General features: G+C 71.1%; 12 protein-coding genes. 6 read left to right on the top strand and 6 right to left on the bottom strand.

What is annotated here, in order from left to right; genetic code table 11:
* Positions 1–614: 614 nt before the first annotated feature.
* The 4 genes from ACIF80_RS05325 to ppdK all read right to left on the bottom strand — a co-directional run bounded on the left by ACIF80_RS05325 (position 615) and on the right by ppdK (position 5,005).
* Positions 615–1,040: a hypothetical protein gene (locus ACIF80_RS05325; RefSeq protein WP_399799634.1), complete on the bottom strand. Its 426-nt coding sequence runs from the start codon at positions 1,038–1,040 to the stop codon at positions 615–617.
* 52 nt (positions 1,041–1,092) lie between these two features.
* Positions 1,093–1,290, bottom strand: coding sequence for a hypothetical protein (locus ACIF80_RS05320; RefSeq protein WP_399799632.1), 198 nt, complete (start codon positions 1,288–1,290; stop codon positions 1,093–1,095).
* Between the two features lie 14 nt (positions 1,291–1,304).
* Entirely contained in the window at positions 1,305–1,934 is a 630-nt protein-coding gene (locus tag ACIF80_RS05315) for an ArsR/SmtB family transcription factor (protein ID WP_399799630.1), read from the bottom strand.
* Positions 1,935–2,257: 323 nt separating this feature from the next.
* Positions 2,258–5,005, bottom strand: coding sequence for a pyruvate, phosphate dikinase (ppdK, locus tag ACIF80_RS05310; RefSeq protein WP_399799627.1), 2,748 nt, complete (start codon positions 5,003–5,005; stop codon positions 2,258–2,260).
* Positions 5,006–5,602: 597 nt separating this feature from the next.
* Between ppdK and ACIF80_RS05305 the strand changes: the two genes are divergently transcribed.
* On the top strand, positions 5,603–7,522 hold the full coding sequence (locus tag ACIF80_RS05305) for a CDP-alcohol phosphatidyltransferase (RefSeq protein ID WP_399799625.1): 1,920 nt from the start codon (positions 5,603–5,605) through the stop codon (positions 7,520–7,522).
* Between the two features lie 39 nt (positions 7,523–7,561).
* Here the strand turns inward: ACIF80_RS05305 and dusB are convergent, their stop codons facing one another.
* Positions 7,562–8,764: a tRNA dihydrouridine synthase DusB gene (gene dusB, locus ACIF80_RS05300; RefSeq protein ID WP_399799622.1), complete on the bottom strand. Its 1,203-nt coding sequence runs from the start codon at positions 8,762–8,764 to the stop codon at positions 7,562–7,564.
* Positions 8,765–8,824: 60 nt separating this feature from the next.
* Between dusB and ACIF80_RS05295 the strand changes: the two genes are divergently transcribed.
* Both ACIF80_RS05295 and ACIF80_RS05290 read left to right on the top strand, forming a co-directional pair.
* Positions 8,825–10,270, top strand: coding sequence for an MFS transporter (locus ACIF80_RS05295; RefSeq protein WP_399799619.1), 1,446 nt, complete (start codon positions 8,825–8,827; stop codon positions 10,268–10,270).
* Positions 10,271–10,455: 185 nt separating this feature from the next.
* Positions 10,456–10,662, top strand: coding sequence for a hypothetical protein (locus ACIF80_RS05290; RefSeq protein WP_055592244.1), 207 nt, complete (start codon positions 10,456–10,458; stop codon positions 10,660–10,662).
* Positions 10,663–10,729: 67 nt separating this feature from the next.
* On the opposite strand, the gene ACIF80_RS05285 is transcribed toward ACIF80_RS05290, so the two are convergent.
* Positions 10,730–12,112 carry a glycine--tRNA ligase gene (locus ACIF80_RS05285; protein WP_399799616.1) on the bottom strand — a complete coding sequence of 461 codons (1,383 nt, stop codon included), beginning with the start codon at positions 12,110–12,112 and terminating at the stop codon, positions 10,730–10,732.
* A gap of 184 nt (positions 12,113–12,296) precedes the next feature.
* Between ACIF80_RS05285 and ACIF80_RS05280 the strand changes: the two genes are divergently transcribed.
* Genes ACIF80_RS05280 through ACIF80_RS05270 form a run of 3 tightly spaced genes read left to right on the top strand, consistent with a single transcriptional unit; the run spans position 12,297 to position 15,036 of the window.
* The gene (locus tag ACIF80_RS05280) at positions 12,297–13,280 is read left to right on the top strand and encodes a metal ABC transporter solute-binding protein, Zn/Mn family (protein WP_399799614.1); all 984 of its coding nucleotides are present in this window, start codon (positions 12,297–12,299) and stop codon (positions 13,278–13,280) included.
* 43 nt (positions 13,281–13,323) lie between these two features.
* On the top strand, positions 13,324–14,127 hold the full coding sequence (locus tag ACIF80_RS05275; protein WP_399799611.1) for a metal ABC transporter ATP-binding protein: 804 nt from the start codon (positions 13,324–13,326) through the stop codon (positions 14,125–14,127).
* 6 nt (positions 14,128–14,133) lie between these two features.
* Complete coding sequence (locus tag ACIF80_RS05270) at positions 14,134–15,036, top strand: metal ABC transporter permease (protein ID WP_399799609.1); 903 nt, start codon at positions 14,134–14,136, stop codon at positions 15,034–15,036.
* Positions 15,037–15,050 lie beyond the last annotated feature (14 nt).

Genomic DNA, 15,050 nt, shown 5'->3' with positions numbered 1-15,050 from the left:
CCGGCGGGCGGCGCCCCCCGCCCCGGGGCGGGCGGGGGGGGGGGCGCGGGCGCCCCGGGGCCCCGGCCGGGGGGGCCCCCCCGCCCCCCCCGGCGGGGGGCGCCCCCCCCCCCCCGGCCCCCCCCCCCCACGCCGAACGCTCAACGGCCACAGAGACGCCGTCCCGGCCCCACGGCACTCACCCGAGGCGCTGGGCAGCGCGGCACGAACGTCCTCTCACCCGCCCCGGGAACGTCGCCATCTCCGCGGTGCCGATGGTGCGGGGCCGGAGACGGGCGCCTTGCGGAAGAACGTGAGCAGTCGGCCGCCATGTGTCACATAAGAGCTCAAACGAGCGGCATCAGGACAGTGGCGGTCGAAGTGCTCCCGCTTTGGCGGCGGTGTGTCCTCCCCGGAGCCCCGCAGCGTGATCCGGCATCGCGCACATCGAGGCCCCCCGGCGGCCGGGGAAAGCCGCCCGCACCTGCGGCCGACCGGAGCAGGTCGCGTTCCTCGAGGCAGTTCTCGGAGATGATCCCGACGCGGGAGGACAGCCCTCACGGCCTGCTTTCAGCAGCAAGGAACTCCGCGGCCCCGCTCTCGGCCTCTTCCTTGTCCAGCACGTCGGTCGGCCCTCATGAGGCAGTGGCGCCTCCTTGACGGGTGCGCTTCAGCGGGCTCGGTCCCGGCCCCACCCCGGCCAGCGCCGTGCAGAGAAGAACGTATGCGGTGAGGGCGAGGACCGGTATGTGCCCGCCCGGGCGGTCGATGTCGTCGGTGAAGTACCAGGAGACCCCCACCCAGACCAGCCCGCCGACGAGCACGAGCACGGCGTTGCCGGTCTCCCCCGTCACCCCCATACCGGCCCACAGCAGGAGGGGCATGAGGGTCCAGGAGGCTGCCATGGTGAATAAGAACTCGAAGGCACCGGCGAAGATCGTGTCTCCGCTCGCGGCCGCACTGTCGCGGGACCACGCGTAGCCGGTGGACATCAAGGTGTGGCAGGCCGCGGTGGCGGCGACGACGGTGAGGGCGCCTTTGGCGTGTCGCATGTATCGCATGCCGGGAATCCTCGCCCTTCGCAGGCCGGGGGTCCCCTCACGAGCGCGAGATCTACGACACGGCGACCGCCGGCCCGGGGGCGGAGGCCAGACGCAGGCCGACCTCCACCAGGGTCCAGCCGAGACGGGCGCGGAAGGGCCGAGGATGCCGAACCGACCGGGCCGTTGCGGCGAGGCGGTACGCGTCGGCTTCGGTACGGAGTTCGGCGGCGCGGATGCGGTGCAGGGCGAGGTGGATCTCGGTGTGCATCGGGTCGTGGCCTTTCAGTCCGTGGAGTCCGTCAAGTCCGTGGAGTCCGTCAAGTCCGTGGCGAGGGGGAACGCTCGGGTGTGGATGCGCACCTGGGCGGTGTCGGCGTCGTCCTCGCCGGCGGCCCGGTCGCGGTAGGTCTCGACGAGCTCGTGCATCTTCTCGACGAGTTCCCGGGTCAGCTCGGGTGTCAGCCGCAGCGTCGCGCTGCTCATGTCCCAGGTCCGGTTCCACTCCCCCGGCCAGGTCAGGCGATTGCCGAGCCAGGTCGACAGGTCCCGGCCCTGTGAGGTCGCGACCTCGTGGAGGTACAGGTCGGCGGCCCCGCGCACGTCCGGATCGGCGTCGGTGAGCAGCGCGTCGTCGAAGCTCAGGCCCTTGTGGGCCGCCTTCCACCACCGCTCCCGGCCCTTGCCGCGTTCGGGGGCGTCCTCGATGAAACCGTGCACGGCGAGCTGGCGCAGGTGGTAGCTGGTCGCCCCGCTCGACTCGCCCAGTTCCGCGGCGAGCTGGGACGCGGTGGCCGGGCCGCGGAAGCGCAGGATGTCCAGCAGCTGGATGCGCAGGGGGTGGGCAAGCCCGCGCAGGGAGCGGGCATCGAGACTGCGGACCTGCGGGTCCTGCGGTTCCTGAGGCTCATCCATGTACACAAAGATAGCTTTGCAAAGAGATCCTTGCAACAACTTCTTTGGAACTCGTGCGGGCGGCGAAAGAAACGGCCCCGCCCCCGGGCCACGGCCTCTCGGGCCGGGGCCGCCCCTCGGGAGGGAGACCCGGTCCGCCCCCGGGCGGCCCCCGTTCGGCTCCCGGCGCCACGGCTTGCGACGGCGCACAGGAGAGGGCGGCACCCCCGCACGGGTGCCGCCCTCTCTTCGTGATCCGGAGCCGTTGCCGATCGGTGAGGGTGGTCGGGTGACAGGCAACGGCTCCGGGGTTCAGTCCGCCCCGGAGGGCGGGGGCTCAGGGATCAGCGGTGGTCGCTGCCCTTCGAGGTGACCGCCGCGCGGCCTGCCTCCAGACGGGCGACCGGGATGCGGAACGGGGAGCAGGAGACGTAGTCCAGGCCCACCTCGTGGAAGAAGTGGACGGACTCCGGGTCGCCGCCGTGCTCGCCGCAGACGCCGAGCTTGAGGTCGGGGCGGGTGGCGCGGCCGGCCTCGGCGGCGAGCTTCACGAGGGAGCCGACGCCGTCCCGGTCGATGGTCTCGAACGGGGACACCCCGAAGATGCCCTTCTCCAGGTACGCGGTGAAGAAGCTGGCCTCCACGTCGTCCCGGCTGAAGCCCCACACCGTCTGGGTGAGGTCGTTCGTGCCGAAGGAGAAGAACTGCGCGGCCTCCGCGATCTGGCCGGCGGTCAGCGCGGCGCGCGGCAGCTCGATCATCGTGCCGATGGCGAGGTTCAGCTTCGTGCCGGTGGCCTCCTCGACCTCCGCGATGACCTTGTCGGCCTCCTCGCGGACGATCTCCAGCTCCTGGACCGTACCGACCAGCGGGATCATGATCTCGGCACGCGGGTCGCCCTTGGCCGCCCGGCGCTCGGCCGCCGCCTCGGCGATGGCCCGTACCTGCATGGTGAACAGGCCGGGGATGACCAGGCCGAGCCGGACGCCGCGCAGGCCCAGCATCGGGTTCTGCTCGTGCAGCCGGTGCACCGCCTGCAGGAGGCGCAGTTCGTTCTCGTGCGGTTCCTGGCGGGACTCGGCGAGGGCCACGCGGACCGACAGTTCGGTGATGTCGGGCAGGAACTCGTGCAGCGGCGGGTCGAGGAGCCGGACGGTGACGGGGAGGCCGTCCATCCCCTCGAACAGCTCGACGAAGTCCTTCCGCTGCAGCGGCAGCAGCGCCTTGAGGGACTCCTCGCGCTCGTTCTGGGTGTCGGCCAGGATCAGCCGCTCCACCAGCTCGCGCCGGTCGCCGAGGAACATGTGCTCGGTGCGGCACAGGCCGATGCCCTGGGCGCCGAAGCGGCGGGCGCGCAGCGCGTCCTCGGCGTTGTCGGCGTTGGCGCGCACGCGCAGCCGGCGCTTGCGGTCGGCGAAGGCCATCATCCGGTGGACGGCCTCGACCAGTTCGTCGGCGTCGTCGGCGCCCGGGTGCATCCGGCCCTCGAAGTACTCCACGACCGGGGACGGCACGACCGGGACCTCACCGAGGTAGACCTTGCCGGTGGAGCCGTCGATGGAGATCAGGTCGCCTTCCTCGACGACGTGCCCGCCGGGGACGGTCATCCGGCGGCGCTTGGTGTCGACCTCGAGCTCCTCGGCGCCGCACACACAGGTCTTGCCCATGCCGCGTGCGACGACGGCGGCGTGCGAGGTCTTGCCGCCGCGGGAGGTGAGGATGCCCTCGGCGGCGATCATGCCGTCCAGGTCGTCGGGGTTGGTCTCGCGGCGGACCAGGATGACCTTCTCGCCGGAGCGGGACCACTTGACGGCCGTGTACGAGTCGAAGACCGCCTTGCCGACCGCCGCGCCCGGCGAGGCCGCGATGCCGCGCCCGACCCGTTCGACCTTCGCGTCCTCGTCGAAGCGCGGGAACATCAGCTGGGCGAGCTGCGCGCCGGTGACGCGGGTGAGCGCCTCGGCCTCGTCGATCAGCCCCTGGTCGACGAGCTGGGTGGCGATGCGGAAGGCCGCGCCCGCGGTGCGCTTGCCGACGCGGGTCTGGAGCATCCACAGCTGGCCGCGCTCGATGGTGAACTCGATGTCGCAGAGATCCTTGTAGTGGTTCTCCAGCGTCTCCATGATCTGCATCAGCTGGTCGTACGACTTCTTGTCGAGCTGCTCCAGCTCCGCGAGCGGCACGGTGTTGCGGATGCCCGCGACCACGTCCTCGCCCTGGGCGTTCTGCAGGTAGTCGCCGTAGACGCCCTGGTGCCCGGAGGCGGGGTCGCGGGTGAAGGCGACGCCGGTGCCGGAGTCGGGGCCGAGGTTGCCGAAGACCATGGAGCAGACGTTGACGGCCGTGCCCAGGTCGTGCGGGATGCGCTCCTGGCGGCGGTAGAGCTTGGCCCGGTCGGTGTTCCAGGAGTCGAAGACCGCGTGGATGGCGAGGTCCATCTGCTCGCGCGGGTCCTGCGGGAAGTCCCGGCCGGCCTCGGTCTTGACGATCTTCTTGAACTTGGTGACCAGCTTCTTGAGGTCGGCGGCCTCCAGCTCGGTGTCGACCGTGACCTTCTTCGCCGCCTTCGCCGCCTCCAGCGCGTCCTCGAACAGCTCGCCGTCGACGCCGAGGACGGTCTTGCCGAACATCTGGATGAGGCGCCGGTAGGAGTCCCAGGCGAAGCGGTCGTCGCCGGCCTGCTTGGCCAGTCCCTGCACGGACTTGTCGGAGAGGCCGATGTTCAGGACGGTGTCCATCATGCCCGGCATGGAGAACTTGGCTCCGGAGCGGACCGACACGAGGAGAGGGTTGTCGGGCTGGCCGAGCTTCTTGCCCATCGCCGCTTCGAGGGCGTCGAGGTGCGCACTCACCTCGTCACGCAGTGCCGCCGGCTCCGTGCCGCTCTCCAGGTAGACCTTGCAGGCTTCCGTGGTGATGGTGAAGCCGGGAGGGACGGGAAGACCCAGATTGGTCATCTCGGCGAGGTTCGCACCTTTTCCGCCGAGGAGGTCCTTGAGGTCCTTGTTGCCCTCGGTGAAGTCGTAGACGAACTTCACGCCCTCAACGCTGTGACCCTGCTGGCCTACGTGGGGATCTTTGTTTTCCGACACGGGTCTCGACTCCTCGAGGACGCGGTGGCTGCCCTGACGGGCAGGAACATACCCAGATCAAAGGCATCTGGGTACGTCCACACGTGCGTCATGCGCCTGCGACCACTCCGCCGCCACGGGATCGAAAGTCAAGGCTTGGTAAGCCGCCACAACCGCATGTTTTCACTTCTTGAACGCGTCGGTCCCGGATTGGCCCATCTGGTCGCTCATGTGAGCGCTAACCGGCACGTCTGATTTCGCTCGATGAACGATCGAGGGATGGCACCGAGTGCCATCCTTTGAGAAGTGCACCCGCCTATAATTCGCTCATCTGAGCGCAACCCTTATCAGGGGTGGCGAGAATCACGCTGCCACAGTCGCCGGGATTTCACCATGCGGACGTGCCCCGTACGACTCCCCCGACGGCCGCGCGGGCAGTGGTGCAGGCATCTCACCTGCGCTCCACGGACGGCGTGCCCGGCCTTTGCTCCCTGTTTTCCGAACGTACCCCCGCCGCGCTGAACGCGCCGGTCAGCGCGCCCGTACGGAACTACGGCGGATCCGGACCCCCACGCCGGGTCCGCCACCTCACCGGGTTTTGCACGGAAGGACCTCCGGGTGCCTGTCTTCCCACGCCTGCGCCGACCGGCCCGCACGACCGAACCGGCCCGCGCCACCGAACCGGCCCGCGCCACCGAACCGACCCGCGCCACCGAACCGGCCCGCACGGCCGAACCGCCACGGACGGCCGGAGAGAACCCGCGGGGAGAAGGGCACCCGCACCCGCCCCCGGAGGAAGGGACGGAAGAGCGGCGTGGGGAAGAGACCTCGAGGAAGCCCGGCCTCCACGCCTTCCGCACCCTCCGCGCCCGCTGCGCCCGCCTGCGCGAGGAGTACCCCCGCGCCGCGCGTGCCGCCCGCTGGACGCTGCACGGCCTCGCCGCCGCGCTGATCGTCGGCGCGCTCCTGCTGCCGAACACCGCCGGCGCCCTGCGCCCCAGCCGGTTCACCCGGATTCCGGCCGAGGCGATCATCGGCGCGGTGCTGCTGCTCGCCCTGCCGCGCCGCCCGCGGATCGTCGCGGCGGCGCTGTACGGGGCCGGCATCGCCGTACTGACCCTGCTGAACGTGCTGGACATCGGCTTCAACGAGTATCTGGGCCGGGGCTTCAACGTGGTGCTCGACTGGGGGCTGCTCGACGACGCGCAGCACTACGTCGAGGACTCGATGGGCGGCGCCACCGCCACCGCCGCCGCCGTGGGCGCGGTCCTCCTCGCCCTGCTCCTGGTGGTCGTCATGGCACTCGCCGCGGTCCGGCTGAGCGGCCTGCTGGCCCGGCACCGTGCGCGGGCCACCCGGGGCGCGCTGATCGCGGGCACCGTGTGGATCACCTGTACCGCCCTCGGCCTGCAGGTGTCCGGTGTGCCGGTCGCCTCCGACCGGGCGGCGGCCGCGCTGAAGGTGCAGGGCAAGCGCGTGCGGGACACGCTGCGCGACGAAGCGGCGTTCGAGAAGGTGGCGCGCACGGACCCGTTCGCGGGTACGCCGTCCGGCCGGCTCCTGCCGGACCTGCGCGGCAAGGACGTCCTCATCACGTTCATCGAGAGCTACGGCCGGACCGCCCTGGAGGACCCGGTGATCGCCCCCGGCGTCACCGCCACCCTGGACGCCGGCACCGAGTCGCTCGCCGGGGCGGGGTTCGCGGCGCGCAGCGGCTGGCTGACGTCGTCGACGTTCGGCGGCAGCAGCTGGCTCGGGCACTCGACGGCGCTGTCCGGCCTGTGGATCGACAACCAGCAGCGCTACCGCACCGCCACCGCGAGCGACCGCCTCACGCTCACCAAGGCGTTCGGGAAGACCGGGGCCTGGGACACCGTCGGCGTCATGCCGGGCGTCCAGAAGGGCTGGCCCGAGGCCGAGTGGTACGGCCTCGACACGGTCTACGACGCCTTCGGGATGGGCTACCGGGGGCCCAAGTTCAGCTGGTCGACGATGCCCGACCAGTACGCGCTCGAGGCCTTCCAGCGCCTGGAGCACGGCAAGAGGCGCGACGGGGGCAAGAACCTGATGGCGGAGATCATCCTGACCTCCAGCCACCAGCCCTGGGCACCCGTCCCCGAGATGGTCGGCTGGGACGAGCTCGGCGACGGCTCCGTCTTCGGCCCCGTCCAAAAGGCGGGCAAGCAGCCCGGCGACATCGTGGCGGACACCACCAAGTCCCGTCAGGAGTACGGCAAGTCGGTCGAGTACTCGGTGACCGCCCTCACCCGGTGGCTGGAGCGCTACGGCACCGACGACACGGTCCTCGTCTTCCTCGGCGACCACCAGCCCATCGCCCGGGTCAGCGGCCTGCGGGCGAGCCGGGACGTGCCGGTGACGATCGTCGCCAAGGACCCGAAGGTGCTGGACGAGGTCGCCGACTGGAACTGGACGGAGGGACTCAGGCCGGACCGGGACGCGCCCGTGTGGCGCATGGACGCCTTCCGGGACCGTTTCCTGAAGGCGTACGGCTCCGTCCCGCACCCCGCCGGCGGCTGAACCGGCGCCGCCCCGCTCCCTGTTCCGGGCCGGGCCGGCTCAGCCGCCGGACGTGTCGAGTTCGGCGTCCTCGCCGACGCCCGCGCACTCGTAGGGGTCCTTCAGCCAGCCGTCCGGCAGCGCCACCCGGTTGTTGCCGGACGTCCGGCCGCGGGGACCGTCGGCGCCGGCCGGCCAGGGCTGGTCCAGGTCCAGTTCGTCCAGCCCGGCCCGCAGTGCCTCGAGGGACGAGGTGATCGCGAGCCGCTTGCGCATCTCGGAGCCGACCGCGAAGCCCTTCAGGTACCAGGCGACGTGCTTGCGGAAGTCGATCACTCCGCGGGCCTCGTCGCCGATCCACTCGCCGAGCAGGGTGGCGTGCCGGACCATGACGTCGGCGACCTCGCGCAGCATGGGCCGGCGGAAGTCGTCCCGGCCCTCGAAGGAGGCGACCAGGTCGGCGAACAGCCACGGCCGGCCCAGGCAGCCGCGCCCCACCACGACCCCGTCGCAGCCGGTCTCGCGCACCATCCGCAGCGCGTCGTCGGCGGACCAGATGTCGCCGTTGCCGAGCACGGGGATCTCCGGCACGTGCTCCTTGAGCCGGGCGATGGCGTCCCAGTCGGCGGTGCCGCCGTAGTGCTGGGCGGTGGTGCGGCCGTGCAGGGCGACGGCGCTCACGCCCTCTTCCACCGCGATGCGGCCGGCGTCCAGGTAGGTCAGGTGGTCGTCGTCGATGCCCTTGCGCATCTTGATCGTGACCGGGAGGTCCCCGGCGCCGGCGACCGCCTCGCGCAGGATGGAGCGCAGCAGGTTCCGCTTGTAGGGCAGGGCCGAGCCGCCGCCCTTGCGGGTCACCTTCGGTACCGGGCAGCCGAAGTTGAGGTCGATGTGGTCGGCGAGGTCCTCCTCGACGATCATGCGGACGGCCTTGCCGACGGTCACCGGGTCGACGCCGTACAGCTGGATCGAGCGCGGTGTCTCGCTCGCGTCGAACGTGATCAGCTGCATGGTCTTCTCGTTGCGTTCGACCAGCGCCCGGGTGGTGATCATCTCGCTGACGAACAGCCCCTTGCCGCCGCTGAACTCCCTGCAGAGCGTGCGGAAGGGCGCGTTGGTGATCCCGGCCATGGGGGCCAGCACGACGGGCGGCCGGACCGCGTACGGGCCGATCGTCAGGTCCGACGGGGCCGGGGCGGGGTCCGACGTCGCGGCCGGGTTCGGGGTGGAGGGGGGCGTGGACATTCCCCCATTGTCCCGCATACCGAGGATGCACCGGTCATTAGTTAGCCGCACTATTGAACCGCGCGTACGATGGCGTGCATGTCCGAGCTCAGCCCGCGCCGACGTCTCCTCGTACTCGCGATCTGCTGCATGAGTCTGCTCCTCGTGAGTCTGGACAACACGGTCCTGAACGTCGCCCTGCCGTCGCTCCAGCGGGATCTGGACGCGAGTACCTCGGGTCTGCAGTGGACCATCGACGCGTACACCCTCGTCCTGGCGTCGCTGCTGATGCTCGCCGGCTCCACGGCCGACCGGATCGGCCGCAGACGGGTCTTCACGGCGGGCCTGGTCGTCTTCACCCTCGGCTCGCTGCTGTGCTCGCTCGCGCCGAACCTGGACGCGCTGGTCGCCTTCCGCATGGTGCAGGCGGTGGGCGGTTCGATGCTCAACCCGGTCGCCATGTCGATCATCACCAACACCTTCACCGACCCGCGCGAGCGCGCCCGCGCGATCGGCGCGTGGGGCGCGGTCGTCGGCCTGTCGATGGCGGCGGGGCCCCTGGTCGGGGGTCTGCTGGTGGACTCCGTCGGCTGGCGCTCCATCTTCTGGATCAACCTGCCGGTGGGCCTCGCCGCCCTCGTCCTCACCCTGCGCTTCGTCCCGGAGTCCCGGGCGCCGAAGGCCCGCCGCGCCGACCCGGTGGGCCAGCTGCTGGTCATCGCCCTGTTCGGCTCGCTGACGTACGCGATCATCGAGGCGCCGCACGCGCCGCTCCTGGTCACGGTCCCTTTCGGCGCCCTCGCGCTCGTGTCCCTGATCGCCCTGCTCCGCTACGAGTCCCGGCGTCACGAACCCCTCATCGACCTGCGCTTCTTCCGCTCGGCACCGTTCAGCGGGGCCACGGTGATCGCGGTGAGCGCGTTCGCCTCGCTCGGCGGGTTCCTGTTCCTGTCCACGCTCTACCTGCAGAACGTACGGGGCCTGAGCGCCCTGGAGGCCGGGCTGTGGATGCTCCCCATGGCCCTCCCGACGTTCCTGTGCGCCCCGCTCTCCGGCCGGCTGGTCGGCAACCGGGGGCCCCGGCTGCCGCTGCTGATCGCGGGCGGCGCGATGACGGCGGCCGGGTTCCTGTTCGCCCTCTTCGAGGCCGAGACGTCCAACGCCACGCTGGTCGTCGGGTACGTCCTGTTCGGTGTCGGCTTCGGCTTCGTCAACGCGCCCATCACCAACACCGCCGTCTCCGGCATGCCCCGCGCCCAGGCCGGGGTGGCCTCGGCGGTGGCCTCCACCAGCCGGCAGTTGGGCCAGGCGCTCGGCGTCGCGGTGATCGGCGCGGTGCTGGCGGCCGGGGTGGGCTCCTCGTCGTACGCGGAGAGCTTCGTGGAGGCCTCGCGGCCCGGCTGGTGGATCCTCACCGCGTGCGGGCTCGCGGTGCTGGTGGTGGGCGCGGCGACCTCGGGCCGCTGGGCCCGCGCGACCGCGCGGCGGACGGCCGAGCGGCTGGAGTCGGCGGAGATCCGCGAGGCGGCCGGAGCGGACGTCTGAGCACACGGCCCCGTGTGAAGGCGTGCGCTCGCGCGTCACCGGGCGCGCGCTCCCGCGCGGGCCGGTTCTCCACCGAATTCGCCTACGGAGAGCCCCCGTTGATGTTGTTCTTGCCGCAGACTCCTTGTCGTCCCCGATCGGGGGCAACAGGTACGGCGACAACGACCGCGGATGCCGGAGGCCTCATGCCCCAGATCGACACGAGCAAAGTCAGCCGCTGGGACCAGCACGGCCGGGAGCACGTCGTACGGGTCCGGCGCACCGGTGTGCAGCGCACGATCAGCTGCGAGACCTGTGACTGGCGCCGGCGCGCCCAGTTCCTGCCCTGGCTGAAGGCACAGGAACACCTGGTGGAGGCCCACCAGGCGACGGTGGACCCCACGGAGAGATGAGCCCGCCCCGGACGGCGCGGGAAGCGCTGTCCGGGGCGGGCCCGACGCAGTCGGCGGTGCTACGGCGTCAGCAGCCGACCAGCCGGCTCGCCAGGTAGCCCTCGATCTGGTCGAGGGAGACCCGCTCCTGCTTCATGGTGTCGCGCTCGCGCACGGTCACCGCGTTGTCCTCGAGCGTGTCGAAGTCGACGGTGACGCAGAACGGCGTACCGATCTCGTCCTGGCGGCGGTAGCGGCGGCCGATGGCGCCGGCGTCGTCGAACTCGATGTTCCAGTTCTGCCGCAGCGCCTGGGCGAGGCCCTTGGCCTTCGGCGACAGCTCCGGGTTGCGGGAGAGCGGGAGCACCGCGACCTTCACCGGGGCCAGGCGCGGGTCGAGGCGCAGCACCGTGCGCTTCTCCAGCTTGCCCTTGGCGTTGGGCGCCTCGTCCTCGACGTACGCGTCGAGCAGGAAGGCGAGCATCGCCCGGCCGAGACCGGCCGCCGGCTCGATGACGTACGGCGTCCAGCGCTCGCCGGCCTCCTGGTCGAAGTAGGAGAGGTCCTGGCCGGAGGCCTTGGAGTGGGCGCCGAGGTCGTAGTCGGTGCGGTTGGCGACGCCCTCGAGCTCGCCCCACTCGCTGCCGCCGAACTGGAAGCGGTACTCGATGTCAGCGGTGCGCTTGGAGTAGTGGGAGAGCTTCTCCTTCGGGTGCTCGTACCACCGCATGTTCTCCTCGCGCATGCCGAGGCCGGTGTACCAGTTCCAGCGCTGCTCCATCCAGTATTCCTGCCACTGCTCGTCCTCGCCCGGCTTGACGAAGAACTCCATCTCCATCTGCTCGAACTCGCGGGTGCGGAAGATGAAGTTGCCGGGCGTGATCTCGTTGCGGAAGGACTTGCCCACCTGGGCGATGCCGAAGGGCGGCTTGCGGCGCGAGGTGGTCTGCACCTGGCCGAAGTTGGTGAAGATGCCCTGGGCGGTCTCGGGGCGCAGGTAGGCGACGGAGCCGGAGTCCTGCGTCGGGCCGAGGTGGGTGGAGAGCAGGCCCGAGAACTGCTTGGGCTCGGTGAACTGGCCCTTGTTGCCGCAGTTGGGGCAGTTGATGTCGGCGAGGCCGTTCTCCGGGGCGCGGCCCTTCTTCTCCTCGTACGCCTCTTCCAGGTGGTCCGCGCGGAACCGCTTGTGACAGGCGGTGCATTCGGTGAGCGGGTCCGAGAAGGTGGCGACGTGACCGGAGGCGACCCACACCTCGGGGGCCAGGATCACCGACGAGTCGATACCCACGACGTCCTCACGCGACGTCACCATGTAGCGCCACCACTGACGCTTGAGGTTCTCCTTGAGCTCGACACCCAACGGCCCGTAGTCCCAGGCGGCACGCTGGCCGCCGTAGATCTCACTGCAGGGGAATACGAAGCCTCGGCGCTTGCTCAGGCTGACGATGGTGTCGATCTTGTCGGCGGCCACGGTGCTCTCTTCATTACGACGACGGGCGACGAAGCGAGATTGCTTCCAGCGAAGCACTCAGGCTACCGGCGGGCCCTGCCCCCCGACCAATTCGGGGCCCGCACCAGGAGCCCGGGGCCCCCTGGTGCGGGCCCCTCACCCGCCTTGTTGACAACGGTTTCCATATTAGTTGAAAATGGGAGTCATGAACGTACGACGACGCCTCATACCCGCCGCAGCGGCGACCGCGGTCACCGCGCTCGCCCTGGGCACCCTGTCCGCCTGCTCCTCCGACAGCGCCGCCGCGGGCAACACCGACAAGTTCGACGTCGTCGCCTCCTTCTACCCGATGGCGTTCCTGGCCGAGCAGATCGGCGGCGACCATGTGAACGTCACCAGTCTGACCCAGCCCGGCCAGGAGCCGCACGACCTGGAGATCAGCGCCAAGCAGACCGCGCAGCTCGAGGAGACCGACGCGGCGCTCCACCTCAAGGGCCTGCAGCCCAACATCGACGAGGCCATCGGCCAGTCCGGGGTGAGGACGAAGATCGACGCGGCCACCCTGACCACCCTGGAGGCGCACGGCGCCGGGGACGGGCACGGCCACGAGGACGAGGACCACGCCCACGAGGGCGAGCACGAGGGCCACTCCCACGAGACCGAGGGCGGCAAGGACCCCCACGTCTGGCTCGACCCGGTCAAGTACGCCGAGGTCGCCGAGGGCGTCGGCGAGGCCTTCGAGAAGGCCGACCCCGACCACGCCGCCGACTACCGGAAGAACACCGAGACCCTCGTCGGCAAGCTGAACGAGCTGGACACCACGCTCGAGGCGGGCCTCGAGGACCGGAAGACCGACGTCTTCATCACCACCCACGCCTCCTTCGGCTACTTCGCCGAGCGCTACGGACTGACCGAGGAGGCCATCAACGGCCTCGACCCCGAGTCCGAGCCCAGCGCGGCCCGCGTGAAGGAGCTCGCCCGGACGGCCAAGGCCGACGGCGTGACCACCATCTTCTACGAGACACTGGTGAGTGACGACACCGCGAAGACGGTCGCCAAGGACGCCGGACTGAAGACGGACGTCCTCGACCCGCTCGAGGGCATCACCGACAGCTCCCGCGGCGACGACTACTTCGAGGTCATGGAGTCCAATCTGAAGGCCCTGCAGACGGCCCTGGGATCCGCGTGACCCGCCGCCCGGCCGGCCGACCGACCCACCGGAGGACGGCAGCATGAGCACGAAGACCGAGCCCGTCATATCGACGCCGAAGGCCGAGCCCGTCATATCCCTGCGGGGCGTCCACGCCGAGCTGGGCTCGCGCCCCGTCCTGCGCGGCATCGACCTCACCGTGCGCCGCGGCGAGGTCGTCGCCCTGCTCGGCGCCAACGGCTCCGGCAAGTCGACGACCGTGCGCAGCGTCATCGGCCAGGTGCAGACCGGCTCCGGCGAGATCGAGCTGTTCGGCGCCCCGCAGCGACGGTTCCGCGACTGGGCGCGCGTGGGGTACGTCCCGCAGCGCACCACGGCCGCGGGCGGCGTGCCCGCCACACTGACCGAGGTGGTCGCCTCCGGCCGGCTCTCCCGCACCCGCTTCGGCGTGTTCCGCAAGGCCGACCGCGAGGCCGTACGCCACGCGCTGGACCTCGTCGGCATGGCGGACCGGGCGAAGGACTCCGTGGACGCGCTCTCCGGGGGCCAGCACCAGCGGGTGCTGATCGCCCGCGCGCTCGCCGCCGAACCCGAGCTGCTGATCCTGGACGAGCCGATGGCGGGCGTCGACCTGGCCAGCCAGGAGGCGCTCGCGGGGATACTGCGCCGGCAGGTCGACCGGGGCACCACCGTCCTGCTCGTCCTGCACGAGCTGGGCCCGCTGGAGCCCCTGATCGACCGGGCGGTCGTCCTGCGCGACGGCTGCGTCCTGCACGACGGCCCGCCCCCGAAGGCGGTCGGCCAGCACGCGCTGCCCGGCCACGACCACGTACACCCGCACGCACCGGCGGGCGCCGAACCGATCCGCACGGGACTGCTGAGCTGATTGCTGATGGACCTCCTGAACTACGCCTTCATGCAGCGGGCGCTGCTGGCGGCCGTCCTGGTCGGCATCACCGCCCCCGCGGTCGGCATCTACCTCGTCCAGCGCCGCCAGGCCCTCATGGGCGACGGCATCGGGCACGTCGCGATGACCGGCGTCGGCCTCGGCTTCCTGCTCTCCTGGTCGCCGGTGTGGATGGCGACCCTGGTCTCCGTCCTCGGCGCCGTCCTGATGGAACTGATCCGCTGGTACGGCAAGGCCCGCGGTGACATCGCCCTCGCGATGCTGTTCTACGGCGGTATGGCGGGCGGCGTGATGTTCATCAACCTCGCTCCGACCGGCTCCAACGCGAACCTCACCTCGTACCTGTTCGGCTCCCTGTCGACGGTCTCCGAGTCCGACGTGACGGCCATCTGTCTGCTGGCCGCGTTCGTGGTGCTGGTCACCGTCGGTCTGCGCCGCCAGCTGTTCGCGGTCAGCCAGGACGAGGAGTTCGCGCGGGTCACGGGCCTGCCGGTGCGGTTCCTGAACCTGCTCACCGCGGTCACGGCGGCGGTCACCGTCACCGTCGCGATGCGCGTGGTGGGCCTGCTGCTGGTGAGCGCGCTCATGGTCGTGCCCGTGGCCGCGGCCCAGGCGCTCAGCCGCAGTTTCGCCGCCACCTTCGCCATCGCCGTCGCGATCGGCGTGAGCGTGACCATCGGCGGCACGGTCACCTCGTACTACCAGGACGTGCCGCCCGGGGCGACGATCGTGCTGCTGACGATCGCCGCGTTCATCGCACTGACCGTACTGGCCACCCCGCTGGCCCGCCGCCGCGCCCGCGCGCTGGCCGCGGACCGGCCCGCGCCGGACCCGGCCGAGTGCGCCGTACCGGCCGGCCGGAAACCGCCCGGCGAGGCCGACGCCTGACTCCCTCCTGCCCG

This window comes from Streptomyces sp. NPDC085927 (assembly GCF_044540975.1).
Classification (GTDB): Bacteria; Actinomycetota; Actinomycetes; order Streptomycetales; family Streptomycetaceae; genus Streptomyces; species Streptomyces hirsutus.
The sequence above is the reverse complement of the archived record's forward strand: the minus strand, read 5'-3'. Positions and strand labels throughout refer to the sequence as shown.

Bases quoted from the DNA above. Each gene is read 5' to 3' on its own strand.
- ACIF80_RS05325 (WP_399799634.1), bottom strand. From the start codon at position 1,040: ATGCGATACATGCGACACGCCAAAGGCGCCCTCACCGTCGTCGCCGCC.
- ACIF80_RS05320 (WP_399799632.1), bottom strand. From the start codon at position 1,290: ATGCACACCGAGATCCACCTCGCCCTGCACCGCATCCGCGCCGCCGAA.
- ACIF80_RS05315 (WP_399799630.1), bottom strand. From the start codon at position 1,934: ATGGATGAGCCTCAGGAACCGCAGGACCCGCAGGTCCGCAGTCTCGAT.
- dusB (WP_399799622.1), bottom strand. From the start codon at position 8,764: ATGCGGGACAATGGGGGAATGTCCACGCCCCCCTCCACCCCGAACCCG.
- ACIF80_RS05295 (WP_399799619.1), top strand. From the start codon at position 8,825: ATGTCCGAGCTCAGCCCGCGCCGACGTCTCCTCGTACTCGCGATCTGC.
- ACIF80_RS05290 (WP_055592244.1), top strand. From the start codon at position 10,456: ATGCCCCAGATCGACACGAGCAAAGTCAGCCGCTGGGACCAGCACGGC.
- ACIF80_RS05280 (WP_399799614.1), top strand. From the start codon at position 12,297: ATGAACGTACGACGACGCCTCATACCCGCCGCAGCGGCGACCGCGGTC.
- ACIF80_RS05275 (WP_399799611.1), top strand. From the start codon at position 13,324: ATGAGCACGAAGACCGAGCCCGTCATATCGACGCCGAAGGCCGAGCCC.
- ACIF80_RS05270 (WP_399799609.1), top strand. From the start codon at position 14,134: ATGGACCTCCTGAACTACGCCTTCATGCAGCGGGCGCTGCTGGCGGCC.